The sequence below is a fragment of the Rheinheimera pleomorphica genome (assembly GCF_011634895.1).
In the GTDB taxonomy this organism is placed as follows: domain Bacteria; phylum Pseudomonadota; class Gammaproteobacteria; order Enterobacterales; family Alteromonadaceae; genus Alishewanella; species Alishewanella pleomorphica.
In genome coordinates, this window is the sequence record NZ_SIRR01000012.1 from 18,047 (window position 1) to 43,140 (window position 25,094).

Annotated in this window: 21 protein-coding genes and 1 tRNA gene; 13 read left to right on the forward strand and 9 right to left on the reverse strand. The window is 50.8% G+C overall.

Translation table 11 applies throughout. From position 1 onward, the window contains the following. Positions 1-4 precede the first annotated feature (4 nt). From EYB30_RS13240 to EYB30_RS13250, 3 genes are all read left to right on the forward strand, one after another. Positions 5-424: a CBS domain-containing protein gene (locus tag EYB30_RS13240; RefSeq protein ID WP_166839393.1), complete on the forward strand. Its 420-nt coding sequence runs from the start codon at positions 5-7 to the stop codon at positions 422-424. A gap of 37 nt (positions 425-461) precedes the next feature. Further along, on the forward strand, positions 462-4,379 hold the full coding sequence (hrpA, locus tag EYB30_RS13245; protein WP_166839394.1) for an ATP-dependent RNA helicase HrpA: 3,918 nt from the start codon (positions 462-464) through the stop codon (positions 4,377-4,379). Between the two features lie 93 nt (positions 4,380-4,472). Beyond that, entirely contained in the window at positions 4,473-4,772 is a 300-nt protein-coding gene (locus EYB30_RS13250; protein WP_166839395.1) for a PilZ domain-containing protein, read from the forward strand. A gap of 60 nt (positions 4,773-4,832) precedes the next feature. Here EYB30_RS13250 and EYB30_RS13255 read toward each other — a convergent pair whose 3' ends face one another. Both EYB30_RS13255 and EYB30_RS13260 read right to left on the reverse strand, forming a co-directional pair. Then, complete coding sequence (locus EYB30_RS13255) at positions 4,833-5,402, reverse strand: YceI family protein (RefSeq protein WP_166839396.1); 570 nt, start codon at positions 5,400-5,402, stop codon at positions 4,833-4,835. 70 nt (positions 5,403-5,472) lie between these two features. Further along, the gene (locus EYB30_RS13260; protein ID WP_410200354.1) at positions 5,473-6,693 is read right to left on the reverse strand and encodes a class I SAM-dependent rRNA methyltransferase; all 1,221 of its coding nucleotides are present in this window, start codon (positions 6,691-6,693) and stop codon (positions 5,473-5,475) included. A 117-nt stretch (positions 6,694-6,810) separates the two neighbouring features. Between EYB30_RS13260 and EYB30_RS13265 the strand changes: the two genes are divergently transcribed. After that, entirely contained in the window at positions 6,811-7,806 is a 996-nt protein-coding gene (locus EYB30_RS13265; RefSeq protein WP_206674645.1) for an NAD(P)H-quinone oxidoreductase, read from the forward strand. 56 nt (positions 7,807-7,862) lie between these two features. After that, the gene (locus EYB30_RS13270) at positions 7,863-9,332 is read left to right on the forward strand and encodes an efflux RND transporter periplasmic adaptor subunit (protein WP_166839397.1); all 1,470 of its coding nucleotides are present in this window, start codon (positions 7,863-7,865) and stop codon (positions 9,330-9,332) included. Between the two features lie 38 nt (positions 9,333-9,370). Here EYB30_RS13270 and EYB30_RS13275 read toward each other — a convergent pair whose 3' ends face one another. Then, entirely contained in the window at positions 9,371-10,789 is a 1,419-nt protein-coding gene (locus EYB30_RS13275) for an MFS transporter (protein ID WP_166839398.1), read from the reverse strand. A 46-nt stretch (positions 10,790-10,835) separates the two neighbouring features. Next, positions 10,836-12,893, reverse strand: a complete 2,058-nt coding sequence (metG, locus tag EYB30_RS13280) for a methionine--tRNA ligase (protein WP_166839399.1) — start codon at positions 12,891-12,893, stop codon at positions 10,836-10,838. A 131-nt stretch (positions 12,894-13,024) separates the two neighbouring features. Here metG and apbC point away from each other — a divergent pair, with 131 nt between their 5' ends. From apbC to EYB30_RS13300, 4 genes are all read left to right on the forward strand, one after another. Next, the gene (apbC, locus tag EYB30_RS13285) at positions 13,025-14,089 is read left to right on the forward strand and encodes an iron-sulfur cluster carrier protein ApbC (protein ID WP_206674646.1); all 1,065 of its coding nucleotides are present in this window, start codon (positions 13,025-13,027) and stop codon (positions 14,087-14,089) included. 1 nt (position 14,090) lies between these two features. Further along, a complete protein-coding gene (gene dcd, locus EYB30_RS13290; protein WP_166839400.1) occupies positions 14,091-14,681 on the forward strand; it encodes a dCTP deaminase in 591 nt (196 codons plus the stop codon). Between the two features lie 182 nt (positions 14,682-14,863). Next, positions 14,864-15,757 (forward strand): DMT family transporter, encoded by an 894-nt coding sequence (locus EYB30_RS13295; protein WP_166839401.1) that lies wholly within the window; start codon positions 14,864-14,866, stop codon positions 15,755-15,757. Continuing rightward, entirely contained in the window at positions 15,754-16,329 is a 576-nt protein-coding gene (locus tag EYB30_RS13300) for a glutathione S-transferase family protein (RefSeq protein WP_166839402.1), read from the forward strand. The genes EYB30_RS13295 and EYB30_RS13300 overlap by 4 nt, the downstream gene beginning before the upstream one ends. A 9-nt stretch (positions 16,330-16,338) precedes the next feature. Here the strand turns inward: EYB30_RS13300 and EYB30_RS13305 are convergent, their stop codons facing one another. Next, the gene (locus EYB30_RS13305) at positions 16,339-16,887 is read right to left on the reverse strand and encodes a YaeQ family protein (protein WP_166839403.1); all 549 of its coding nucleotides are present in this window, start codon (positions 16,885-16,887) and stop codon (positions 16,339-16,341) included. Between the two features lie 150 nt (positions 16,888-17,037). Here EYB30_RS13305 and EYB30_RS13310 point away from each other — a divergent pair, with 150 nt between their 5' ends. Next, positions 17,038-18,318: an MgtC/SapB family protein gene (locus EYB30_RS13310; RefSeq protein WP_166839404.1), complete on the forward strand. Its 1,281-nt coding sequence runs from the start codon at positions 17,038-17,040 to the stop codon at positions 18,316-18,318. Here EYB30_RS13310 and EYB30_RS13315 read toward each other — a convergent pair. Further along, on the reverse strand, positions 18,315-19,310 hold the full coding sequence (locus tag EYB30_RS13315; RefSeq protein ID WP_166839405.1) for an extracellular catalytic domain type 2 short-chain-length polyhydroxyalkanoate depolymerase: 996 nt from the start codon (positions 19,308-19,310) through the stop codon (positions 18,315-18,317). The genes EYB30_RS13310 and EYB30_RS13315 overlap by 4 nt on opposite strands. 107 nt (positions 19,311-19,417) lie before the next feature. On the opposite strand from EYB30_RS13315, the gene EYB30_RS13320 reads away from it, so the two are divergent. Further along, positions 19,418-19,891 (forward strand): phosphate-starvation-inducible PsiE family protein, encoded by a 474-nt coding sequence (locus EYB30_RS13320; protein WP_166839406.1) that lies wholly within the window; start codon positions 19,418-19,420, stop codon positions 19,889-19,891. A 30-nt stretch (positions 19,892-19,921) separates the two neighbouring features. On the opposite strand, the gene EYB30_RS13325 is transcribed toward EYB30_RS13320, so the two are convergent. Together EYB30_RS13325 and ggt are read right to left on the reverse strand one after the other, a co-directional pair. After that, positions 19,922-20,725: a type 2 periplasmic-binding domain-containing protein gene (locus EYB30_RS13325; protein WP_166839407.1), complete on the reverse strand. Its 804-nt coding sequence runs from the start codon at positions 20,723-20,725 to the stop codon at positions 19,922-19,924. 12 nt (positions 20,726-20,737) lie between these two features. Continuing rightward, the gene (gene ggt, locus EYB30_RS13330; protein ID WP_166839408.1) at positions 20,738-22,405 is read right to left on the reverse strand and encodes a gamma-glutamyltransferase; all 1,668 of its coding nucleotides are present in this window, start codon (positions 22,403-22,405) and stop codon (positions 20,738-20,740) included. Positions 22,406-22,574: 169 nt separating this feature from the next. Here ggt and EYB30_RS13335 point away from each other — a divergent pair, with 169 nt between their 5' ends. After that, entirely contained in the window at positions 22,575-24,278 is a 1,704-nt protein-coding gene (locus EYB30_RS13335) for a methyl-accepting chemotaxis protein (protein ID WP_241698042.1), read from the forward strand. 107 nt (positions 24,279-24,385) lie between these two features. Then, a complete protein-coding gene (locus tag EYB30_RS13340) occupies positions 24,386-24,856 on the forward strand; it encodes a DUF4124 domain-containing protein (RefSeq protein WP_166839409.1) in 471 nt (156 codons plus the stop codon). Positions 24,857-24,950: 94 nt separating this feature from the next. Here EYB30_RS13340 and EYB30_RS13345 read toward each other — a convergent pair. After that, positions 24,951-25,027, reverse strand: a tRNA-Pro gene (locus EYB30_RS13345). Between the last annotated feature and the right edge of the window lie 67 nt (positions 25,028-25,094).

Below are 25,094 nucleotides of genomic sequence, written 5' to 3' on the forward strand. Positions count from 1 at the left end.
AAGCATGGATTTACTCAAAGTGGCAGATTATATGAACCGGCATCCGGTAACCTTTACCGCCGACATGCCGGTTGAGATGGCAGTTGATCGGCTGATTAAAGGCCGCCAGACCGGTGGCCCTGTTATTGATAACCATAAAAAAATTATTGGTTTTCTTTCCGAGCAGGACTGCTTACAACGGATGTTAATGTCGACTTACCACGACCAGCAGGCCGCCAGAGTAGCGGATGTGATGAACCCTGCGGTGCTAACGGTAAAAGGTTATGACGGTATTATCGATTTAGCGCAAATTATGCTTAAAGCCAAGCCCAAGTTGTACCCGGTAGTAGATGATGATGGTTATTTGCTCGGTATTATTACCCGCTCTGATGTGCTGGGAGCGATAGATAAAGAGCTGCATTCGCACTACGGCAAAGTAGGTTAGCGTTAACGCTGGATCTTTACCTGTTGCTCTTGGTAGCATGGCGCCCTCTGTTAATGAGGGCGTTGTTTTGTCTGAAGCTGTTATCTCTGTATCTGAACTGCATTCCCGTATTACGCATTGTCTGTTAAAAGACCAGTTTCGCCTGCGCCGGCGCTTGCACAATTGCAAAACGTTAGCCGATGATGCCAAAACTACCCAGTTGCAGCGTATCGCTGCCGATATCCAGCGCTCTGAGGCATTGCGTGCGCAACGGGCACAAGGGTTACCTAACGTCAGTTATCCGCCGCAACTGCCGGTATCTGAGAAAAAAGAGGATATAAAAGCTGCCATTGCTGCCAATCAGGTCGTGATCATTGCCGGTGAAACCGGCTCGGGTAAAACCACGCAAATTCCGAAAATCTGCCTGGAGTTAGGTCGTGGCGTAGCCGGAATGATAGGCCATACCCAACCACGGCGCTTAGCCGCGCGTAGTGTCTGTGACCGTATCGCCGAAGAGCTGCAATGTCAGGTGGGCAATCAGGTGGGTTATAAAATCCGCTTTGGCGATCACACCGGTGATAATACCTTTGTCAAGCTGATGACCGACGGTATCCTGCTGGCTGAAATTCAGCAGGACAGGTTTTTAAACCAGTATGACACTTTAATTATCGATGAAGCGCATGAGCGCAGTTTGAATATCGACTTTCTGCTGGGGTATTTAAAGCAGCTACTGCCAAAACGGCCCGATTTAAAACTGATTATTACCTCGGCCACCATCGATCCACAGCGCTTTTCGCGGCACTTTTTTAATGCGCCGGTGATTGAAGTGTCCGGCCGTACTTTTCCGGTTGAAACCCGTTACCGGCCTGTATCAGAGCAGGACGATAAAGATGCCGATCAGCTGCAGGGCATTTTTGATGCGGTAGAAGAGCTATACCGTGAGCCTGCGGGTGATATTCTGATCTTTTTAAACGGCGAACGCGAAATACGCGACACTGCCGATGCGCTGGAAAAACTCAAGTTGCCGCATACCGAAGTGCTGCCGTTGTATGCCCGTTTAAGTGCAGCTGAGCAAAACCGTATCTTCCAAAGCCATGCCGGCCGGCGCATCGTACTGGCAACTAATGTCGCCGAAACGTCGCTAACGGTACCGGGCATTCGTTATGTTATTGACCCCGGCACTGCACGGTTATCACGCTACAGTTATCGCTCAAAGGTGCAGCAACTGCCGATAGAAGCGATTAGTCAGGCCAGTGCCAACCAGCGTAAAGGCCGTTGTGGCCGGGTGGCAGCCGGTATCTGTATTCGCTTGTACAGCGAAGAAGATTTTAACAGCCGGCCAGAGTTTACCGATCCGGAAATCCTGCGCACTAACTTAGCCTCGGTCATTATGCAAATGCTGGCACTGGGACTGGGCGATATTGCCGCTTTTCCGTTTTTGCAAAAGCCGGATAGCCGCTTTATAAACGACGGTATTAAATTGCTCGAAGAGCTTGGCGCCATACCGCTTAAGCGCGATAAAAGCGGCTTGAAACTCACTGAACTGGGCAAAAAGCTGGCGCGCTTGCCAATAGATCCGCGCCTGGCCCGCATGGTGTTGTTTGCCGCAGACAATGGCAGTTTGGCTGATGTGCTGGTGTTGGCAGCGGCGTTATCCATTCAGGACCCGCGCGAGCGGCCGTTAGATAAGCAGCAAAAAGCCGATCAGTGTCACAGTCGTTTTGCCGATCCGGACTCTGACTTTGCCAGTTGGCTAAAACTCTGGCAGTACTTGCAGGAGCAGCAAGAGCAGCTGAGCAATAACCAGTTTCGTCGTTTATGCCGGCAGGAGTTTTTAAACTACCTGCGGGTGCGCGAATGGCAGGACTTAACCGGCCAATTAACGCAATTAATTCAAGAGCAAGGCTACCGCTTAACCAGCCAGCCTGCCGGTTATCAAGCCATTCATCAGGCGGTGCTGAGCGGTTTGCTGGGCCAGGTTGGCTTTAAAGACAGTGAGGCCGATTATTTAGGCCCACGGCAAACACGGTTTTATGTGTTCCCCGGCAGCCATCTGTTTAAACGTAAACCCAAGTGGGTGGCGGCAGCAGAATGGGTTGAAACCAGTAAGTTGTACGCCCGCACTCTGGCCAAAATTGAGCCGGAGTGGATAGAGCCTTTAGCAGAGCATTTGGTTACGCGCAGCTACAGTGAGCCACACTGGGAGAAAAAACGTGGTGCTGTCATTGCCTACGAGCAGGTAAGCTTATACGGGCTGGTGATCGTGCCCAAACGCGCTGTGCTGTACAGCAAAATTGATCCGGCAGTATGCCATACGCTGTTTGTGCGTGAGGCGTTGGTTAATCAGGAACTCGGTAGCAAAGAGGCGTTTTTACAGCATAATCAACAGCTGATTGACAATATTACCGCACTGGAAGAAAAGTCCCGCCGGCGCGATATTCTGGTCGATGAAGATACGCTGGCGGCGTTTTACGCAGAGCGGGTGCCGCAGTGGGCGAATAATCGTATTGATTTTGCCAAGTGGTGGAAGAAAAAACGCAGCGAAGATGCCAGCTACCTGAATTTTGACCCAAGTAGCCTGTTTAACCGTGATGCCAGTGATATTACCGCCGATAAATTCCCTGAAAGTTGGCGTCAGGGCAATTTAACCCTGCCACTGGAATATCACTTTGCCCCCGGCGAAGTGGATGATGGCGTAAGCCTCATCATACCGCTGGCGCTGTTAAACCAACTGGACGACAATGGTTTTGACTGGCTGATCCCGGCGCTGCGGCACGAATTGCTGGTGGCACTGATTAAATCGTTACCTAAGCAATACCGGCGTAACTTTGTGCCGGCGCCCAACTATGCTGATGCGTTAATGCAAACCATTAGCCCGGACGAGGGCAAATTACTTGATGTCATCAGTAACCGGTTAAAACGGATGTCTGGCGTCACCATACCAGAAGATGCCTGGGATCTGGCCAGCATACCGGCACATTTAAAAATGAACTTTAAAGTGGTGGATGATAAAGGCACCACCTTACAGCAAAGCCGCTCGTTAAGTGTGTTGCAGCAAGGCCTGCAGGGGGAAGTGCAACAAAGCTTGAGTCAGGTAGCCGAGCAGGGCATAGAGCAGGATAAGCTTACGCAATGGAGCTTTGGTGTGCTGCCGCGTGAATACGTCAAATTGCAGGCCGGTTACGAAATTAAAGCCTTCCCGGCGTTAGTTGACGAGCGTGATTCAGTAGCCATCAAACTGCTGGATAACCCGCAACAGGCGCTAGATACCACTAAACAAGGGCTGCGACGCCTATTGCTGCTGAATATACCGTCACCGGTTAAGTACCTGCAGGAGTCCTTACCCAATAAAGCTAAGCTTGGCTTGTACTTTAACCCCTTTGGCCGGGTATTGGAGCTGATTGATGACTGCATTGCTGCTGGTGTAGATGTGCTGATTAATCAGGGGCAACTGCCACAGAATGAGCAGGATTTTACGGTGCTGCGGGAAAAAGTGCGCTCTGAGCTTGGTGATACAGTGCTGGCCATAGCGCTGAAAGTCGAGCAAATTTTAACCCTGTGCCATGACATTCAAAAACGTTTAAAAGGCAAGGTCGATTTAGCCCATGTCCAATCACAGGGTGATATTAAGCAGCAACTGAATGAGCTGATTTTTAAAGGCTTTGTCAGCAGTCACGGCGCAAACAGGCTGGATGATTTGCTGCGCTATTTACAGGCGATGCAAAAACGGTTGGAAAAATTGCCGGTCGACCCACAACGTGATCGTTTATTGATGCACGAGTATCAAAAAGCGTTTGATGCCTATCACAAGTTGTTAGGTAAATTTGCCGGTAGCAAAATACTACCCGAACCGGTGCAGGCGATTTATTGGATGCTGCAGGAGCTGAAAGTTTCACTGCACGCACAGCAACTGGGTACGCCTTATCCGATCTCGGTAAAAAGAATACTGCATGCGGTGCAGGAGATAAAAGCCTAGCGCAGGTTTAAGCGCTGCGGTAAAGGTTACCGGGCTTTACAGCAACAGCGGAAAGTTCTATAACTTAAGCCTGATGTAGCTAGGGGAGGCGTTATGTTAACTAAAGGAGATAACCGGCATTATTTCAGGATGATGGTTAATGCAGATGTTAAGCTGATGATTAACGATCCTGAAGCAGGGCGCACTATTGACGGCATTTGCCGTGACTTAAGTGCCACTGGCATGGCGGTTGAAATAGATGAACCACTGGAAATGGGCACACTGATCCGGGTAAGACTGGATTCCGCTAACGCCAGCATTCCACCGCTGGACGCCAGCGCTAAAGTCATGCGCTGTGCACAGGAAAGCGAAGAGATTTATCAGTTAGGGTTAGCTTTTATGGAGCTAAACTAGTTAAACAAATAAAAAAGCAGCTTAGGCTGCTTTTTTATTTCGAGTAGAGCAAAACGGCGTTTACTGCTGCGTAAATTGCACGCTAAAGCTAACCGGCAGCAAAGGGTCGATACGTTTTAAACCGGCTAATTCCTGCAACTTAGCTACGCCAGCGCTGAGCTTATAGCTATTTGTATTTAACATTAACGGCGTCTCACTGCTGGCTGCAATAATGCTGTCGCTTAGTTTTGTCAGACGTACCTTAGCATTTAGCTCGGAGGTTTCGGCGCCGATAGTCACGTTAAGCGGCAGTGTGATGACTTTGGACTGACCTATTGACAGTGTTGCGGTTTCTGCTTCGGCAAGCGCTGCTGTTACGCTAATTGCGGCGAATTTATCTGCCTGTAACACGTATTGCCAAATACGCTCGTTGCGAATAGGAATGTTGGTTTCCAGGCTGTTAACGGCAATGCTGATAACGGCGCTGTTACCATCCCAGCTACCGGATAACTGCTTAAACTGGTGGGTTTCTGCCACGACATCATTTTTTACTGAGACAAAATGCAAGCTTGACTGGTTGCTATCCAGTTGCCACTGGGAGGCAGACGCCATGGTGCTGGTTAAGGCCAAAGCCAGAGCAAATACTTTCACGTGATTTCTCCGTTAGTTACAAAGTAGTGCCAGCATAGCGCAATGCGCTGTCAGCACCAAATTTACGTTGTTAATAAATTTTACACACCAGGCCTTTCAGATAGCTACCTTCCGGATAAAAGCTGGCCACTGGGTGGTCACTGTCCTGACTGAGCTTTTCAACAAATAAACAATCCCGTTTGGCATCCAGCGCCGCATCGGCAACGATTTTCTGAAACAGGCTGTCTTCCATCAAGCCGGAGCAGGAGAACGTTAGCAGCAAACCACCGGGTTTAACAATCTGCATTGCCACCATATTAATATCTTTGTAGCCACGGCAGGCACCCATCAGCTGTGCTTTGCTTTCAGCAAACTTTGGCGGGTCTAAAATCACCATATCAAATTGCTTACCTTGCTCGCGGTACTGGCGTAGCAATTTGAATACGTCAAATTTTACGTTATCGATCTTGGTTAAATCTAACTGATTGAGTTCAGCATTTTTCAGCGCTGTGGCCAGTGCCAGTTCAGATAAATCGGCATTCGTGACCGACAAGGCTCCACCTTGCAGTGCCGCCACGCCAAAGGTACCGGTATAACTAAAGCAGTTCAGCACGGTTTTATCTTTAGCATAACGTTTGGCCGCAGCGCGGCTGGCGCGCTGGTCGAGATAAAAACCGGTTTTGTGCCCCTGTATTACGTCTACCAACAGTGACATACCGTGCTCTTTGATAACCACTTCACCATTATCACGCGGTAAATGCAGCCAGCCGGTGGTGGGCTGTAAGCCTTCTTTTTTACGCACATCAACATCGGAGCGCTCATAAATACTGTGGCCGGGGAAAACTGCCTTCAACGCCTGCACTATTGCATCGCGCCAGAGCTCGGCACCGGCCGATAACAGCTGGCATACCAGAATGTCGTCGTATTTGTCGATAGTGACGCCGGGTAAGCCGTCAGATTCTGCCGCGACCACGCGCAGGCCGGTCGTTAGGTTTAAATCGTATAACTCAGTACGTAGTTGCCAGGCACGGGCAATGCGGCGCTGAAAAAACGCCTGATCAATATTTTCGCTCTGCTGAAAACTCCAGGCGCGGGCCCGAATTTGTGACTGGCCAGAGTAGGCGGCATAGCACAACCATTCGCCTTTGCTGCTGACGATCGAAACGGTCTGACCGTTTTCAGGCTTACCGCTGACATGTTTCACCGCTTTGGAAAACACCCACGGATGGTGCCGTTTCAACGATTTTTCGCGGCTGTCCTGCAGCGTGATAATGGGTAAAGCGTGATTGATGTCAGGTTGGTTCATGGTCATTTTTACACTGTGCTAGACTAAAGGCCGCATTGTAGTGAAGCAGTGCCTAAAGCTAAAGCAGAATTTCAGCCAACGCTCAGCTTCTGCTGTTTAGTGTGCTTGATAAAGGAGCAACCTTTGGCGACCATTCCCGATATGATGCAGGCGATAACCGTTGTAAATGCCGGCAAAGACAGTAAGTTACAGCTGACACAGTGCCAGATGCCACAGCCAGGGCCAGATCAGTTGTTAGTTAAAGTGGCCGCAGCGGGCATCAACCGTGCTGACTTAATGCAGCGCCGCGGTTTGTACCCGCCGCCGCCGGGCGATAGCGATATTCTCGGCCTGGAAGTGGCGGGCATGGTGGTAGCGGCCGGGCCACAGCACAAACACTGGCTGGGTAAAGCGGTGTTTGGTCTGGTAAACGGCGGAGGTTATGCCGAATACGCGCTGATGCAGGCTGGTCACGCTATGGCGGTGCCAAATGGTTATGCGATGGCAGAGGCAGCGGCGGTGGCCGAAGTGTTTTTAACCGCCTACCAGTTACTGTGTAGTATCGGAAATTTACAGACCGGCCAGCGAGTGCTGATCCATGCCGGCGCCAGTGGTGTCGGTACTGCCGCTATTCAACTGGCGTGCGCTTTAGGTGCAGAGGTAGCCGTCACGGCCAGTAGCGAAGAAAAGCTTAGCGCCTGTCGTAAGCTTGGTGCCGGGCTTACTATTAATTACACCACGACTGACTTTGCGCAAGTTCTGGCGCAGCAGTGGCCGGAGGGCATTAATCTGATACTCGATCCGGTAGCAGGTGATTATATTAGCCGGGAAATACCGCTGCTGGCGATGGACGCTAAAGTGGTCATTTATGCCATGATGGGCGGGCGCGACATACCCAGCCTGGATTTAGCGGCGCTGTTTAAACGGCGTGGCCAGCTAATTTGTTCTACCTTGCGTAATCGTAGCAATCGGTATAAAACTAATCTGACACAGGCATTTAGCCATGCTTTTGGCAAAGCGTTGGCGCAGCGGCAACTGCAACCGGTACTGCAGCAACAATTTTACTGGCAGCAGGCAGAGCAGGCACATCAGTTGATGGCCTCTAATGCGACAGTTGGCAAGCTTGTGTTAACATTCTGACCTTATGGCAGAATCCCGCCAGCGCGGTATCATTTTATGCAGGACAACAGGCCCGAATGACATTAGGTAGTATTGGTAAATCCACATACAGCAAAGCGGTTAGCGCTTTGGTTAACCGTATTTATGATTCGACTGCGGTGGCCGACTCGGTTTACGAGCAGGCGACGGCGTATTTTCAGCAAGCGATAGCGCAGCAAGACGAAAAAATAGAGCTGGCGCAGCAGGTGATGCTGTTTGAAAACCGCCAGCAACAAGTAAGCCAGCGGGATATGGCGCTGGTAGAGCGTAATTTAAAGCAGGCGCAGGGCGAGCAACAGAGTTTTCAGCAAGCGCGAGATGATGAAGCCAATATCCGAATTAGCGCATTAAAACGGCTATGCCGGGATATTTTAGATTTATGTCAGGGCGACACTGTCGACGAAACCAATCTGCTCAGTGCCAAATTGCTTGGCACCATTCAGCTATTGTCGCCGACCGAAGGCAAAAATGTTGCTGCCAGCAATCAAAAAAGTAAACACTTGTACAAAGCGGTGTTATCGCTGCGTTTGCTGGACAAACTGCTGGCGGATGGCGAGCTGAATAATGCCTATGTACAGCAGCGCTTTGCTGCCAGTAAGGGGAAAAAGGCAGCAAAAGATGAGTACGATCCCTTTCGTGATGATGTGCAGATCCCGCTGTTAATGGCGGCCATATTGCAAGACATTGGTAGTTGCCATCCCGATGCGCAGTTAATTTTAAAAGGCGCAGATGGCGACGCGGATGAGTTTAGGGTGCTGGACAACGATGAGCGGATGGCATTACTGCAAATTAGCTATCGGGAAAGCCTGAAATACGTCGTTCAGGGATTAGGGCTGGAAAAATATAGCGGTAACTCTAAACAAGAACGAGATAACTTTAAGCAGCAGGAAACCGAGCGGCAAAATTTTGTCGTTATGCTACTTAAAAATGCGGTAAAGCCAGAGCATGGTATAGGTAACTTACTGAAAATTCCTCAAATTTACACCTCTGTAGTGTTATCAACCAAAAGCAGCTTTGCCTATGATACCTTGCCCAAGGTGGCGCTGGTGTTAGAGAAGGGCGTAGAAAAGGGCGTATACAGTAAAGTGGCCGTTGATGCGTTGCTCTGCATTACCGGTGTCTTTCCGCAGGGCTTTGGTGTCACTTACATTCCAAAAGACTCAGATCGGCAAGATCTTGACCGCTATGAATATGCCATTGTCACCGGCTTGTATCCTGCCGATATTCGTCAGCCTATCTGTCGTATGGTCACACGCAACTTAACCTATAACGTATCGGCTCAGGGCTGTGTTATTAGTGTGGAAAATAATCTGTATTATGCGCCGGCCCGGAAAAAACTGGAAAAAATCAGCGAAGAGCGTTTGCTGGAAATTCTCAGTAAGTTGGTATCAAACTTTGAAGAGCGCAAAAATATGCCGCTGTTGCCCAGGTGCTGGCACCCGGATGAATATTTCTCTTATGTGAAAAACCAAAACCTGTGGAATAAAGTGGTGATGCACAGCAACTAGCTGCTCAGCTGGCAGGGCGCTGGCGTCATTACAACGCCCTAGGTCTGCTGTTTCACATCGGTGGCAGGGGCGTTTTCAGGCTCTGCTACTGGTGCTACATCGAAGCCGTCATCCGCTTTGTCCCACTCTACATCTTCGTCATAGCCTGGGGGCACCTGTTGCCGGGCGGTCTGAAATTCCTCATCGCGCATCTGGGACAACACGGTTTCTTCATCGACCCGAGGATCAAGTGCGGCACCTAGCGGCGATGATACCAAATCGCCAGAGCCCATTTTAAACTGGGCATTTTGCTGTTCGTCCATCATGCGTTTGACGTGTTTTTGCGTGTAATTCACCCGTAATAAGCGTAAAAACAGCGCCAGAGCACAGCAACTGATAAAGGCATATAACATGGCCGGGCCGACAAGCTGCATTAACGCCGAGGCGATGAGCGGGCCGAAGCAGGCGCCCAAACCAAAAGTCAGCAGCACAGTCGCTGACAGTGCTACCCGGTCGTTTTGTTCGACATTTTGGTTGGCAAAGGCAGACGCAATAGGGTAAAGCGTAAAGGCGAGAATGCCATAGCAAAACGTCGCCAGCAGGAGTAACAACCCGTTTAACGGCAACAAGGCAATGAGTAAGGTTAATACGGTCAGTACAGCTGCGTTAAAACGCAAAATACGGCTACGTGGAATGCGATCCGAGATTTTTCCCATCGGCCACTGCGCCAGCAAACCGGCCAGTATCGTGACTGACATAAACAGCGTAACCTGTCCGGTATCCATACCTTTACTGGCAGCATAAGCCGGAGCCAGGCCGTAGAAGGAGCCCGCCATCATACCCGCTACGGTAATGGCAGTCAGCGACTGCGGCACCTGTTTCCAGAATGCCAGGATCTTTAACGGTGCCGGTTGTAGCGGCGCCGGGTGAATACGGCGGGTCAGCGCTATTGGCACGATACATAACGAATAGCACATGCTGATAATCAGTAACGGCGCTGTGCCAAGCTCAGGGAATTGGCTAAGCATAGCCTGGCCACCAATCATGCCCAGGTAAGAGGTAATCATATAAAAAGCAAACACAGTGCCGCGCTGTGTGCTTTCGGTTTGCTCATTCAGCCAGCTTTCGAGCACCATGTATTGACACATCATGCCCATACCGACGATGACCCGCAGTACTAACCAAATTGCTAACTCATCAATCAGCACATGGCTCATGGCACAAGCGCTGACAATGGCGGCGCTGGCGACAAAGGCGCGGATATGGCCCACCCGGGCGATGACTTTATGCCCGAGTTTAGACCCCAGCACCAGCCCCAGGTAATAGCACGACATCAGTGCGCCTATCCAGGTGGAGTCGACACTTTGCTGCGCCAGCGACAAGCCCAAATAGGTCGATAACGACCCCTGGGCCACCAGCATTAATAAAGTGGTTAAAAACAGCGCACTAAAACTACGATAGGGGTGTTTGCCGGACATCCGTTGCCTTTTTAAAAAAATACAGGCAGCCAAGGCTGCCTGCGTACTATTTTACCCGCATACCTGGTGTAGCACCGTCATCCGGTGACAGGATAAAAATATCACTGCCGCCAGGGCCAGCTGCCAGCACCATGCCTTCAGACAGGCCAAAGCGCATTTTACGCGGCGCTAAATTAGCCACCATCACCGTTAAGCGGCCTTCAAGTTGCTCTGGCGCATAGGCGGCTTTAATACCGGCAAACACCTGACGCACTTCGCCACCGCCAATATCCAGCTGCAGCTGCACCAGTTTATCGGCACCTTCAACGGCACTGGCTTTAATAATTTTCGCTACCCGCAAATCGATTTTAGCAAAATCATCGATGCTGATGGTGTCACTAATCGGCTCGCGTTCGTTGTCAGCGGCTTTGACCTCAGCTTTACTAACTTTTTCAGCTGTCGGTTTGCTGTCGGCCTGCGGTTGTAAATTCTCTTTCGACGCCGCCAGCATTGCCGTAACTTTTAGCGGGTCAACCCGCTGCATCAGCGCTTTAAACGGGTTTATCGCATGGTTAAGCAGCGGCTGCTGATAGTTGCTCCAGCTTAGCTCACTGTTTAAAAAGGCTTCTGTCTCACTGGCCATCAGCGGCAGCACCGGCTTTAAGTAGTGCATTAATACGCGAAACAGGTTGATGCCCATTGAGCAGACATCGTGCGCCTCTTGCTGTTTGTTGTCATCTTTTACCAGCACCCAGGGCGCTTTGGCATCGATATACTGGTTAGCTTTATCGGCCAGCGCCATAATATCGCGGATAGCACGGGCAAATTCACGTTTTTCAAAGCTGTCGGCAATGCTCTCGCCCATAGCCACAAATTCAGCTAACAGTGCAGGTTCAGCGACGGTTGCCGCCAGCTTGCCGTCAAAGCGTTTGGTTATAAAGCTGGCGCAGCGGCTGGCAATGTTGACCACTTTACCGACTAAATCGGCGTTTACCTTCTGGCTGAAATCATCCAGGTTAAGATCCAGATCGATAATGCTGCTGCTGAGCTTAGAGGCAAAGTAATAGCGCAGGTATTCCGGGTTTAAATGCTCAAGATAAGTGCTGGCTTTAATAAAGGTACCGCGTGACTTGGACATCTTGGCGCCGTTAACCGTGACAAAACCATGGGCAAAGATAGCATTAGGTTTTCTAAAACCGGCGCCGTGCAGCATGGCCGGCCAAAACAGGCTGTGAAAATAAATAATATCTTTGCCGATAAAGTGATACACCTCGGCATCGGAGTCTAAACGCCAGAAGTCATCAAAGTTGATACCGGTTTTATCACAGAAGTTTTTAAAGCTAGCCAGATAGCCAATAGGGGCATCTAACCAAACATAAAAGAATTTTCCCGGTGCATCCGGTATTTCAAAGCCGAAGTAGGGCGCATCACGGCTGATATCCCACATTTGCAGGCCGTCTTTAAACCATTCCTGCAGTTTGTTAGCCATCTCGTCCTGTAAGCTACCGCTACGGGTCCAGTCTTGCAGCATCTGGCCAAAGGCGGGTAAATCAAAGAAGTAATGCTCTGAGTCTTTAAGTACCGGCGTGGCGCCTGATACCACAGAGCGGGCGTTTTTTACTTCGGTCGGGCTGTAAGTGGCACCACAGACATCACAGCTGTCACCGTTTTGATCCAGCGCGCCGCATTTAGGACAGTCACCTTTAACAAAACGATCTGGCAAAAACATCTGTTTTTGCGGGTCAAACAGCTGGCTGATGGTTTTACGCTTAATGTAGCCGCCTGCATTGAGTTTGTTATAAATCTGGCTGGCAAACTGGCGGTTTTCTTCGCTGTGAGTCGAATAGTAATTGTCAAAGCCAATGCCGAAACCGGCAAAATCAGCCTGGTGTTCAATATTGGTTTTGGCAATCATTTGCTCGGGGGTAATGCCCTGTTCCTGCGCCTTTAACATAATGGGCGTGCCGTGGGCGTCATCAGCACACACGTAGTAACACTGATGGCCGCGCCCTTTTTGAAAGCGGGCCCAGATATCGGTTTGAATATATTCCAGTAAGTGGCCTAAATGGATAGGGCCATTGGCATAGGGTAAAGCGCTGGTTACCAGTATTTTTCGTGTCGACATTAAGCGGTGCTCTTTTGCATAAATAACTGAAAAAATTTCGCTAAATGATACACTAGCCGCCATCGTTGCGCACCCGCCAAGCGGCGGATTGGGCAAAAAAACGCATTTAATACTGAAATGGAAATTTGCTGATGTTTAACTGGTTTAAATCAAACCAATTGCAGCCGCTGCCAGAGACGCTACAGCAGTTTTTACAGCAGTGGCAATTACCGGACAGCGGTGCGCCGTTGTCCTTGCTGTTACACAGCGCCAGCCTGCAGAAAGACACCCTGCAGGTGAGCCTGCAGCTGCCGTTGTTATCCATAAAACCAGCATTGCAGCAGGCACTGACCGATGCCGGTTTTGATTACAGCTTGCTGCTGGATTATCAGTTAACCGCAGCGCCGGTGTTTAACAATATTAAGCAGATTATTTTGATCGCCTCAGGCAAAGGGGGCGTGGGTAAGTCGACAACGGCGGTTAATATTGCTGCTGCGCTGGCGCTGGAAGGCGCTAAAGTCGGTCTGCTAGATGCCGATATTTACGGCCCGTCTATTCCGACCATGCTGGGGCTAAATGGCGAGAAAATCAGTTCGCCGGATAATAAACTGATGCAGCCGAAAGTCGCCCACGGCGTGTATTTGCAATCAATTGGCTTTTTAGTGGATCCGCAGCAGGCGTCGGTGTGGCGTGGTCCGATGGCCAGCCAGGCACTGCTACAGCTGTTGAAAGAAACCCTGTGGCCAGAGCTGGACTATCTGATTGTTGATATGCCACCCGGTACCGGCGATATTCAGCTGACGATGGCGCAAAAACTGCCGGTAACCGGTGCCGTTGTCGTTACCACGCCGCAGGATGTGGCACTGGCCGATGCGCAAAAGGCGATAAGTATGTTTCGCCAGGTGAATATTCCCTTACTGGGGCTGGTGGAGAATATGAGCTTTTATCAGTGCAGCCACTGCGGTGCAGAAGATGATATTTTTGGCAGCGACGGAGGCGTTGAGCTGGCCGCGCGCTATCAGGTGCCGGTGCTGGGGCAGCTGCCGCTGCAAAAACAAATCCGCGAGCAAGCCGATGCCGGTGTTCCTGTGGTATTAAAACAGCAGCCAGTGGCACAAATTTACCGTACAATCAGCCGGCAAATGATGCTGGCGCTGCACTGGCAAGCCAGTGCGCAGCAGGCAAGCCAACCTGAAATTATCATAACGGACGATTGAGATGAGATTGTGTGACCGCGATATAGAGCGCTACTTAGCCGAAGGCAAAATAAACATTACACCGCAGCCTGACACCGACATGATTAGCGGTGTCAGTGTCGATATTCGGCTGGGCAATAAATTCCGCGTGTTTCAGGCGCATGCCGCGGCTTACATTGATTTAAGTGGGCCTCGTGCGGAAACGGACAAGGCATTAAACAGCGTGATGAGTGATGAAATTTTTATTGCTGATGGCGATAAGTTTATTCTGCATCCGGGGGAGTTGGCACTGGCGATGACGCTGGAGTCGGTAACCTTGCCGGACGATATTGTCGGCTGGTTAGATGGGCGCTCGTCACTGGCGCGTTTAGGGTTGATGGTGCATGTCACGGCTCATCGTATCGACCCGGGCTGGTCGGGTAATATCGTGCTGGAATTTTATAACAGCGGTAAATTGCCGTTGGCGCTGCGGCCAAAGATGAAAATTGGTGCGCTGAACTTTGAGTTAATGACGGGCCCGGCCGCGCGGCCTTATAACAAAAGAACTGATGCGAAGTATCAGCAGCAAACCGGTGCCGTTGCTAGCCGTATTGGCCATGATGATAAAAGCTAAGGGCTTTGCAGCTGATAAAAATTAAAAAGCCCACGCAGAGCGTGGGCCAAAAGCTATAAAGCAAAAATGAAGCGGGATGATTATGCAATAAAGCTGCATAGCTTGGCAATATCAAACTGTTACATTTTTGCTCATTTTTTGCAGCGCGTTAACCTTATTCGCGCCAACCACAGGAGCTCGGCGTGTCAGCTGGCAGTATTGTCCGTTTGTTAAGTTTGGCCGCCATCTGGGGCGCGTCGTTTTTATTTATGCGCCTTGGGGTGCCAGAGCTGGGGCCAGCCTGGTTAATGTTTGGCCGGGTGTTTACTGCTGCGCTGTTTTTAGCGCTGGCGGCGCTGGCGTTTAAACGTCAGCTACCGCTGCGCCAGTATGCCGGTCATTTTATGCTGCTAAGCTTTTTTAATACTGCGTTGCCGTTTTTACTGTTTGCTTATGCCGCCCAAACTCTTACCGCATCCTTGTTGGCCGTCCTTAATGCTACGGCACCGCTATGGGGTGCATTGATTGGCTGGGTGTTTTTTCGCCAGCCGATGTCAGGGAAGCTGGCGCTGGGTTTACTGCTCGGTGTTAGCGGTGTGGCGATATTAGTGGGTTTTGATGCGATGCTGGCCGATAGCGCCGCACTGGTAGCCATTGCAGCGGCTGCCGCTGCCGCATGTTGTTATGGTATTGCTACCTGGTATACCCGGCTGGCTAAGCCGGTACCGGCGTTTATTAATGCGCATGGCAGTATGTGGGCGGCCAGTTTATGGCTAATGCCGTTACTGTGGATTATACCGTTACCTGTGTCAGCACCCTCGACAGCCAGCTTGCTTGCCGTACTGACGCTGGGGATAATTTGTACCGGCGTCGCCTATCTGTTGTATTTTCGTTTGGTGCAGGACCTGGGCGCAACGCCAACCCTAACGGTCACCTTTTTGATCCCGGTGTTTGGGGTGCTGTGGGGCCATTTGTTTTTGCAGGAAACTGTCGGCTGGCATACGTTGTTTGGTGCTGCCATCGTTATCGCCGGTACCATGCTGGTTACCGGTTTTAGTGTTAGTGCGCTGCGTGCGCCGGTTAAGGAGCAAGTATGAAACTTTATGGATCACAAACCTCACCCTATGTCCGTCGCATTCGTTTATTGCTGGCTAATACGGCACATGACTTTATTAACCTGGATATTTTCTCTGCCGCGGGCCGCGATACGCTGGCGGCGCTAAACCCCACCTTACGCATTCCAATGCTGGATGATAACGGCGAGGTCATTTTCGACTCTGGTGTGATCTACCGCTATCTGGCGGTGAAACAGGGCTTGCCGGCGCTGAGTTGGTATCAGGAAAATCAGCTGACGGTGATCAATGCCGTGAACGACTCGCTGGTGATGCTATTGCAGTGCAGTCGTAGTGGTTTTGACACCAATGACGATAAGCTGTTTTTTAACCTGCAAAAAGAGCGCATAGCCACCTGTTTGTATGTGCTGGAGCAACAAGCGGCCAATGGTGAATTTAAGCAGTGGAATTACATTACGATGGCGCTTTACAGCCTGATTGACTGGACCTTGTTTCGCCAGTTGATTGAACTGGATGACTATCCGGCGCTGCTGGCATGTGTTACGGCTAATGCCAGCCAGGGCGCGGTAGCATTAAGCGATCCGCGTCTGGCATAAGCGGCTGAATTACTGCGCCGTTTTTAGCAGCACAGGTTCAATTAATACGCTGTGCTGCGCATCAGACAGCCACACCTGGCCTTCGCTGATATTGCATTGCAGGTTCATAGTGCGGTCAACCAGTTTCGCCATCTCTGCCACGGCGCTGTCGTTTATTTCCACAACACTCAGGTTTTGATAGCGCTGCAGCGCTTGTTCATTTTGCTTCCACCATACAGGTACACTGCGCCCGCCGTAGCAAAACAGCTGCACCTGCTTAGCGCGGCCTGCGGCTTTGCGTAACCACTTTTCATCGCTTTGGCCAAACTCTACCCAAAGGTTGATCTCGCCGCCCAGGCTTTTGTCCCACAGTTCAGGCTCATCATCGTCGGCACTTAAACCTTTGGTAAAGGCTAAGGTGTCGCTGGCGTTCAGTGCAAATGCCAGTAAACGTACCATCATACGTTGATCATTCTCTGATGGGTGCTGCGCCAGGGTAAGGCTATGGTTGTGGTAATAATGCCGGTCCATGTCGGCAATGTGTAACTGTACTTTAAACACGGTGGCTTTTAATGCCATAACAATACCTGCTGGAAAATTTGAAGCGCGAAGTGTAGCGCGAAGCGGGGTCAGGCTCAATTTTACTGTTTACAGCTGTTGTCGCTGCCATCTGCTAATAAACTGCGCTATGCTGAGGAAAGTCGGCTTAAGTAATTGAGTTTACATAATATGTCTGAGTTTGATTTTGCCATGGTGCAAAACTTTTTAATTGCGCTGTTGCTGGGGGCTTTAGTTGGCATTGAGCGGGAAAAGCACCGCCGTGACGAACACCCCAACAGCTTTGGCGGGCTGCGCACCTATATTCTGTTTGCGCAGGCCGGTGCGGTATCAGCCTGGCTGTCGTTGCATCTGCAAGCGCCGTGGTTATTTGTCGTGACGGTGCTGGTGATAGCCCTGGCGGTATTAACTGCCTATGTGCTGGAAAACCGTAACAGCCCAAGCTCATTGGGGTTAACCAGCGAAGTTAGTGCCATTACAGTATGTCTGCTTGGTGGCGCGGTAATGTTTGGCCACGCTGAGCTTGCCGTGATGCTGGGTATTCTGACCTCGGCTGTGCTGACGTTTAAACAGCCGTTGCATGGCCTGGTCAGTAAAATGGGTATGGATGATTTGTATGCCGGCTTAAAATTGCTGATAGCAAGCTTTATCGTACTGCCGCTGCTGCCCGATGCACCTATTGACCCCTGGCAGGCGCTTAACCCTTATAAACTCTGGCTGCTGGTGATCCTGATCTCGTCTATGTCGTTGCTTGGCTATGTGGCGGTGCGTTGGCTGGGGGCGGCACATGGTGCGGTGATCACCGGGATCGCAGGTGGGCTGGCGTCGTCAACGGCAGTTACCTTAAGTTTTGCCCGTAGCAGTAAAGTAGAAAGCGACCCGTTGGCGGCCGACACCCAGGCCTGTGGTGTGCTGCTTGCCTGGCTGGTGATGTTTATCCGGGTGCTGGTAACGGTGGCTATTGTATTTAAGCCGTTAATCGCATCACTTTTGTTGCCCTTTACTGTGATGGCGCTAACCACTGCCGTTGTGGCGGCAATATTTTACTGGCGCGGCAGCCGGCGTTATCAGGCACCGCAGCAAAGCAGTGTAAAAGTGACTAACCCTTTTAGTTTGCTGGCAGCGATCAAGTTTGGCGCTTTGTTCGCGGCGATTTTATTGCTGGTAAAACTGACCGGGCATTATGCTGCCGAGGAGGGCTTGTATTTGCTGGCCGCAGTGGCCGGGTTAACCGATGTCGATGCAATTACGTTGTCGATGGCCGAGTATGCGCAGCAGTCAAAAGACGCCTTAACAACGGCGGCAGTGGCGATCAGTATCGCGGCGCTGAGTAATACGCTAGTCAAATGTGCGCTGGTGTATACGCTGGGTGCGCGTGCGCTGGCAAATAAAGTATTGCTGGGCACGGCGGCGATCCTTGCCGCCGGCATTATCAGTATTATGCTGGTTTAGCGCTGGCGCAGGGCATTAACCAGTTGTTGCACGGCCTGCAGCTGGCGGCCGTTTCGGGTTGCATAGTCCGGTCCGGTATAGCCCCACCAATCCCAGCAGGCATTGGGGTTAAACGGGTTGATACTGCTGGCGCTGGTTTGCGGGTAAAACACCACCAGCTGATTAGTGTCGGCATAATTATTCAATCCGGTACCGCTAACAAAGGCTTCGCCAACGCTGTCGGCATTTTGCTTGCAGCCATGAAAACTAACGTGCAGGCGACAGCTTTGGCCGTTCGTACAGCTTTGTGGCACATATAAATAGCCGGTTTGCGCCAGGGTATCTGCTGCCGCTGGTGCTAACTGGTGCTGATTTATGGCCAGTAATTGCCCGGTGGTATGGCCCGTTTTCGGTTTAACCTCACCTAACAAATGCTGTAGCAATGCACCGGCCGCATCATAGCCGCAGCTGGCCAGATAGGGCGCTTCAGATACGTCGCAACGGCCTAAATCGGTGCGATCGGTAGGAAAGGTATGACCAAAAGCGTGGTCGTTAACCAGCACTATATTGTCAGCGTTAAGCCATTGCTGGTATTGCTGATGCAGGGTCGCCGACAACGCCGGATAGACGGTGGCGTCTTTTGTGCCATGAAATATCCACACTTTATCACCGGCCAGGGCTTCCGCCGGTGCCAGGGTGCCAAGGCTTTGCTGCTGCTTAATGTAAGCATTAATGCTGGCCATATCCGGTGCACTGGTCGCTTTATTAAAGCAATGTTCTAATGCCAGCCCCAGGCTATTTTGCGCGCAATAAACCGGCCCGGCAGCCAGCATTGCTACGCCATTTACCTGCTCGGCAAACGCCAGATGATACTGGCCTGCCATATAGCCGCCGCTGGATAAGCCCGACAGGGTGATAGCGTCGTCCAGTTTAAGTGAAGGTAAGGCTTCAGCGGCCTGAAGTGGCAGGCTAAGCACTGCGGTTGTCAGATAAGCTAATCTAGATAGGCGCATGGCAACTCCCGGCAAAAATGATAGTCTGCTATACCATGACAAAATAATAGTGTTGCGACAATAAGGCTTTAGTACAGCTGATAACAGTGCCAAAAAAGGAGAGTTTAATGACTGAGCGTAATAACGGGCAACACAAAGAATTGCCTGAAGAGCACATAGATCCGCTCATTAAGCATTTGCACAGTGTAATACGCCAATGCGTGCGCGTTTTAGCCGTATTAATGGTAGCGGTCATTATCTGGGGGATTGGCGATGTTCTCTATGTGTTGTATCAGCGGCTCATTACACCGCCAGTGTTTTTGCTCAATATCAATGATATTTTTTATACCTTTGGCGCTTTTATGGCGGTGTTGATTGCCATTGAAATCTTTATCAATATTCGTTTGTATCTGGAGTCTAATGATTTTCCGGTAAAACTGGTGGTGGCTACCGCCTTAATGGCAATTGCACGAAAAGTTATAGTGCTGGATGTGGAAAAAATGACGCCGGATTATATTTTGGCCATTGCGGCAACAGTGCTGGCGCTTGGTGTGACCTACTGGCTGTTACACAAAGAGCAAAAAAAACTCAGTAACCGCTAACAATGGCTGTATCCGCAGGGGGTATCGGCGTTATTCAAAAGGCGGCGTTAAATAATACAAGTAACGGGATTTATCCAGCGTTGCCGGTAGAGCTTGCCATAAACGCGCTGAGAGTTGTGGATACTGCTGATAAAATTGCTTACTTAGCATCAGATAGCCATCGCTTTGATACAGTGGTGGGTAAAGCAGCAACACCGGGATACGGTTCAGGTGTTGCTCTTTGGCATCGACACCATTCAATTGACACAACACGGTAGTGGCATCGACACGGCCGGAAACCACCAGCTCTAAGGCTTGGTCAGGGGAGTGTGCCGGCACCAATGCGGTATGCGGCGGAAACGGGATAGGTCGGTAACCCAAAGGCCTGGATACCGTGATAGGCCGGTTGTCCTGTAGCTTTTGTGGCAAAGCATTGTCGTAGCGGTAGGCCAGACACAGGCCCAGCTGGTTGATGGCCCGAGCCGGGTCTGGCGTACCATCGGCTGTTGCCGGAAAGCGGGTGTAATGGGCACGGCTTTCGTCATAAGCGGCTACCAGAGCATCAACGCTGTTGTCCTGCAGCTGCTGCAAACAGCGCAGCCAGGGCAGTCTGATTAGTTCAAGCTCAATACCCACTGCGGTGGTAGCGCGGGTTAAGTGCTCAATTGTCGCTCCCGGTTGTTCAGGCACTGTCGCACTGTTACCAACATAGTAGGGCAGAAGTTGTTTGTCCTCGTAGCAAAACCTGAGACTTACTGGCGTAGGGCCAGCTAAACCCGCTTTGGTCTGAAGAACATCGGCAATTGCAACCGTACTTAACAGGCTTAAGCTAAGCAGAGCGGGTAAAACCGGCATGATGTTCACTCTTTAATAACGAAAAACACGGGCAACACCCCGGGAGCGCGGGTCGGCTACGGCTTCGACGTTGTCGCCGATAATCCGGATCGCCTGTATATCCCCTAAGTTCCAGCTTTGCGTGTAAAGCGTATAGCCTTTTTGCTGCAGTTGCTGTTGTACGGTCACTGGCAAGGGCGCATAAGGCTCCATGGTGATCTGATCTTTGGGCAATAACTGATGATGAAAGCGCGGTGCGGCGACCGCATCTGCTAACGACAGTTGATAATCATACAGGTTGGAAATTACCTGAAAAATAGACGTAAAAATGGTTGAACCGCCCGGTGTGCCAATGATCAGTTCTACTTTGTTGTCCTTGAGCAAAATACTGGGGGTCATCGATGACAGCATCCGTTTGCCTGGCGCTATCGCATTGGCAGCACTGCCTACTACGCCAAAGGCATTTGGCACACCCGCTTTGGCAGAGAAATCATCCATTTCGTTATTCAGTAAAAAACCTGCGCCTTCTACCACCACACCACTGCCAAAATCCAGGTTCAAGGTGTAGGTATTTGATACCGCATTGCCGTGTTTATCTAAAATAGAAAAATGGGTGGTGTGATAACCTTCCAGCCCCGGTTTAACCGCCGCTGTATCCGAAATGGCGCTGGGGTTAATTTCTTTGGCCCTTTTATCCAGATAGCCGCTGTCCAGCAATTGCTGCTGGGGCACAGTGGTAAAGTCGGGATCGCCTAAATAATCAGCGCGGTCGGCATAAACCCGCTTTTCAATTTCGGCCATTAAATGCACATATTGCGCACTGTTCAGTGCAACTGCGTCAAAGTCTGCCGCGCGACGCTGTTTTAACCCTAACAGTTGGCTCAATGCGATACCACCAGAGCTGGGTGGGGCTGTTGTTAGCAGCTGTTTATCCCGCCAGGGGGTAATAACCGGTTCACGCCAGCCGGCTTTATAACCGGCTAAATCGTCCAGGGTGATCAGGCCACCGCCACGCTGCATTTGCGCGACCAGTAATTTTGCCGTCTCGCCCTGATAAAAATCGCTTGGCCCTTGCGCGGCAATGCGTTCAAGCGTGGCGGCCAGTTCAGCCTGTACAAAGTTTTTACCTGGCTGCATCGGCGCAAAATAGCGGGCAAAATTGGTTTTGCCTTCAAGCTGCTGCAATAAGTCGGCGCGATATTGGTACTGATTTTCGGCTACGGTAAAACCGGTTTTGGCATAGAGAATGGCAGGCTTTAACAGCTCAGCCCAGGGCAGGGTGCCAAAACGCTGATGCGCCTGCCACAGGCCCATCACTGTGCCTGGCACGCCGCTGGCTTTGTGGCCAATCAGGCTTAAATTCTCAATAAGCTGCTGATCTTCATCCAGATACATATCGCGGTGCGCTTTGCCCGGCGCGGTTTCACGGTAATCCAGAAAGTACGGTTTACCAGCAAACCAGAGTGTCATAAAGCCACCACCACCTATATTGCCGGCCTCAGGGTAGGTGACGGCCAGCGTAAACGCTGTGGCTACAGCGGCATCAACGGCATTACCGCCTTTGCGCAGTATCAGCTCTGCCGTTGCCGCCCCGTACTGATCGGGTGAGGCGACAGCGCCAGTGCCTTCGGGCGCGGCACTGGCCAGGCAACTTAGCGACAACAGTAAGACAAATAATGCGGTGACTTTCTGACAAGACATAAGGCTCTCCATTTAAACCAGATACCTGTTCTACCGCGACCGAAGCGCAATTACAAGATGTGACAACACTGTCACGGCCAACTATGCTGTTGATGTTACTGATAACACTTTGCTTGAGCTTAGGTTTTATCAGGTGGTCGTAAAAACAATAACTAAAATAGGTGACATCATGGCATTATGGAAAACGGTAGGCGGACGTTTGCTCAGTATCCCTTTGCTGGCATTAACCGGCTTTATTATATTGGCGGTAGTGGCGTTAAATGCGTTACAGCACAGTCTGATTGAAGGGCGGGAGAACCGCGTGGTGGCGGTAATCGATAGTGCGCTCAGTGTAGTGAAGCACTATCAACAATTGCAGCAAAGTGGCCAGTTAAGCCAACAGCAGGCACAACAGCAGGCGATGGCAGCCATTAAGGCCATTCGTTATGATGGCACTGAGTACATTTGGATCAACGATACCGGCCGGCCTATTCCGACCATGATCATGCACCCGACAGTGCCGGCATTGGATGGCACTGTGCTGGACAGGCCCAACTTTAATCACGCTACCCTGATGCGTAACCGCGATGGCAGCGCGCAGCAACAGCTTGAAAACGCCAACCTGTTTGTTAGCTTTGTCGATGTTATCACGCGCTACGGCAGCGGTTTTGTTGAGTATCAATGGCCGAAACCGCTAAAAGGCGGCGGTGTTACCGAGCAGCGCTTCACCAAGCTGTCTTATGTGGCCAAAGATGATAACTGGGGCTGGGTGCTCGGTTCAGGTATTTATATTGACGATGTCAAAGCCGCGTTTTGGGCGGTCGCAACCCAAATTAGTGTGGTTGTGTTACTTGTCATTTTGCTTACCGTGGGCATGTCGTTGTATATCCGCCGCTGGTTATTGCGAGCCCTTGGCGGCGAAGTGGCCTCAACCAAAGCCTTGGTGCAACAAGTGGCTGCCGGTGACTTTTCTGTGCGCTTTGAACTGGCAGCAAATGACAATGACAGCTTATTGGCTGCCCTCAGTGGTTTAGTCAGCCAGTTAAGGACCATTATTCGCCAGCAATCTGCGATGGCAGAGCAGTTAGCGCTGCAATCTGAAGCATTAGACGACACCAGCCAGCATACGCAGCATATTTTGCAAAACGTTACCGATCAGACTGCGCAGGTCGCAACGGCAGTAAATGAAATGACAGCGACCTGTGAGGATATGGCGCGCAGCGCCACCACCGCAGCCAAAGCCGCCCGGGAGGCTGATCAGGAAACCCAAAGCGGGGTGACCTCAGTGCAGCAAACGATCAGTGCAATAGATGCGCTGAAACTGAAGTTGGAGCAAGTGTCCGAGGTCATTGCCCAGTTATCGAAGCGTGGAGAGGAGGTCGGTGCGGTAACTGATGTGATTGGTGCTATCGCCGAGCAAACCAACCTGCTTGCGCTTAATGCGGCAATAGAAGCGGCCCGCGCCGGCGAAATGGGCCGTGGTTTTGCGGTGGTCGCTGACGAAGTCCGTACTCTGGCCAGCCGCTCTCAGGCCTCTACGCAGGATATTAATCAGCGTATTCAGGGGATACAGCAAGACTCGGCCAATGCTGTTGAGTCGATGGCGCAAAGTAAAACGGAAACCGAGCAAACCATTCAATGCTCACAGCAGGCCAATGCAGCGCTAAGCCGGATTAACGCTGCCGTATCCAGCATCACCGATGTTAATGATCAATTGGCCAGTGCCACCGAAGAGCTGGCTGTGGTATCCGGCACTATCAACGAGAATATGGAGAATATTGCCAATGCCGTAGAAAGCACTACGGTAAAATCCGCAGAGTTATCTACCGCCAGCCAGCAACTGCGGCAGATGGCCAGCGAAATGAAAACATCACTTAGTGGCTTTAAGTTGTAAGCCGTAAAAATAACCAGACATTGAAAAACGATGGATTCCATGTTTTAGGATGCAATTTTGTACCTAATTATCTATTATGGCTTTACGTTAATGTTAAGGAAATTAAGATGAAGCCGGTGTTAATTGTTTTGTTGCTGCCGTTTTTCGTATCAGCAAAGGTGTATAAATGTGAAGTTGACGGCGTTGTTACCTACAGTCAGCTACCGTGCAGCGAAGATGCGGAAGTGACCGCTTATGCAACAGAGCCGCCTCAGTCGTCATTGCCGGCAGCAGAGGCTAAACAAGCCAACAGTGCTAGCGCCACTATCGACAGGCTGAGCGAGTCAATTAAAAAGCGTGATATGCAAATAGCCATCAACCGGCTGAAATCGGATAAAACCAATAAACAGGCGGAGCGTGATGAAAAGCTAGCCGAGCTGAAAAACTCGAAGCAGCTTTCGGCCAACAATCTGGCTGGTGCGGTACGGCAAGAAAGCCTGTCAGAAGAGATGGCCGCTGTGGCCTCCCAATATGATACTGATATCAGATCAATAGACGTAGAGATAGACCGGCTAACCGAGCAGTTAAATAGCTTTTAATGGTGTCATGCCCCTAGCAAAACTATCGTTCTGCTTAGCAAGCGCTGAAATAACAAAGCCTCGCGTTTGCGAGGCTTTATTTTAGGGAATTTAATGGTCGGTACGAGAGGATTTGAACCTCCGACCCCTGACACCCCATGACAGTGCGCTACCAAGCTGCGCTACGTACCGACGTAGGGCGTATCATAATGATTCCCGGCCAGAATGCAATGCTGTAATACCTGACTGTTGCAATTTT

Coding starts and splice junctions, on each gene's coding strand:
- EYB30_RS13310 (WP_166839404.1), top strand. CDS start 17,038: ATGTCTGAGTTTGATTTTGCCATGGTGCAAAACTTTTTAATTGCGCTG.
- ggt (WP_166839408.1), bottom strand. CDS start 22,405: ATGTCTTGTCAGAAAGTCACCGCATTATTTGTCTTACTGTTGTCGCTA.
- EYB30_RS13250 (WP_166839395.1), top strand. CDS start 4,473: ATGTTAACTAAAGGAGATAACCGGCATTATTTCAGGATGATGGTTAAT.
- metG (WP_166839399.1), bottom strand. CDS start 12,893: ATGTCGACACGAAAAATACTGGTAACCAGCGCTTTACCCTATGCCAAT.
- EYB30_RS13340 (WP_166839409.1), top strand. CDS start 24,386: ATGAAGCCGGTGTTAATTGTTTTGTTGCTGCCGTTTTTCGTATCAGCA.
- apbC (WP_206674646.1), top strand. CDS start 13,025: ATGTTTAACTGGTTTAAATCAAACCAATTGCAGCCGCTGCCAGAGACG.
- EYB30_RS13275 (WP_166839398.1), bottom strand. CDS start 10,789: ATGTCCGGCAAACACCCCTATCGTAGTTTTAGTGCGCTGTTTTTAACC.
- EYB30_RS13325 (WP_166839407.1), bottom strand. CDS start 20,725: ATGCCGGTTTTACCCGCTCTGCTTAGCTTAAGCCTGTTAAGTACGGTT.
- EYB30_RS13240 (WP_166839393.1), top strand. CDS start 5: ATGGATTTACTCAAAGTGGCAGATTATATGAACCGGCATCCGGTAACC.
- EYB30_RS13335 (WP_241698042.1), top strand. CDS start 22,575: ATGGCATTATGGAAAACGGTAGGCGGACGTTTGCTCAGTATCCCTTTG.
- EYB30_RS13315 (WP_166839405.1), bottom strand. CDS start 19,310: ATGCGCCTATCTAGATTAGCTTATCTGACAACCGCAGTGCTTAGCCTG.
- EYB30_RS13305 (WP_166839403.1), bottom strand. CDS start 16,887: ATGGCATTAAAAGCCACCGTGTTTAAAGTACAGTTACACATTGCCGAC.
- dcd (WP_166839400.1), top strand. CDS start 14,091: ATGAGATTGTGTGACCGCGATATAGAGCGCTACTTAGCCGAAGGCAAA.
- EYB30_RS13300 (WP_166839402.1), top strand. CDS start 15,754: ATGAAACTTTATGGATCACAAACCTCACCCTATGTCCGTCGCATTCGT.
- EYB30_RS13320 (WP_166839406.1), top strand. CDS start 19,418: ATGACTGAGCGTAATAACGGGCAACACAAAGAATTGCCTGAAGAGCAC.
- EYB30_RS13270 (WP_166839397.1), top strand. CDS start 7,863: ATGACATTAGGTAGTATTGGTAAATCCACATACAGCAAAGCGGTTAGC.
- EYB30_RS13260 (WP_410200354.1), bottom strand. CDS start 6,693: ATGACCATGAACCAACCTGACATCAATCACGCTTTACCCATTATCACG.
- hrpA (WP_166839394.1), top strand. CDS start 462: ATGGCGCCCTCTGTTAATGAGGGCGTTGTTTTGTCTGAAGCTGTTATC.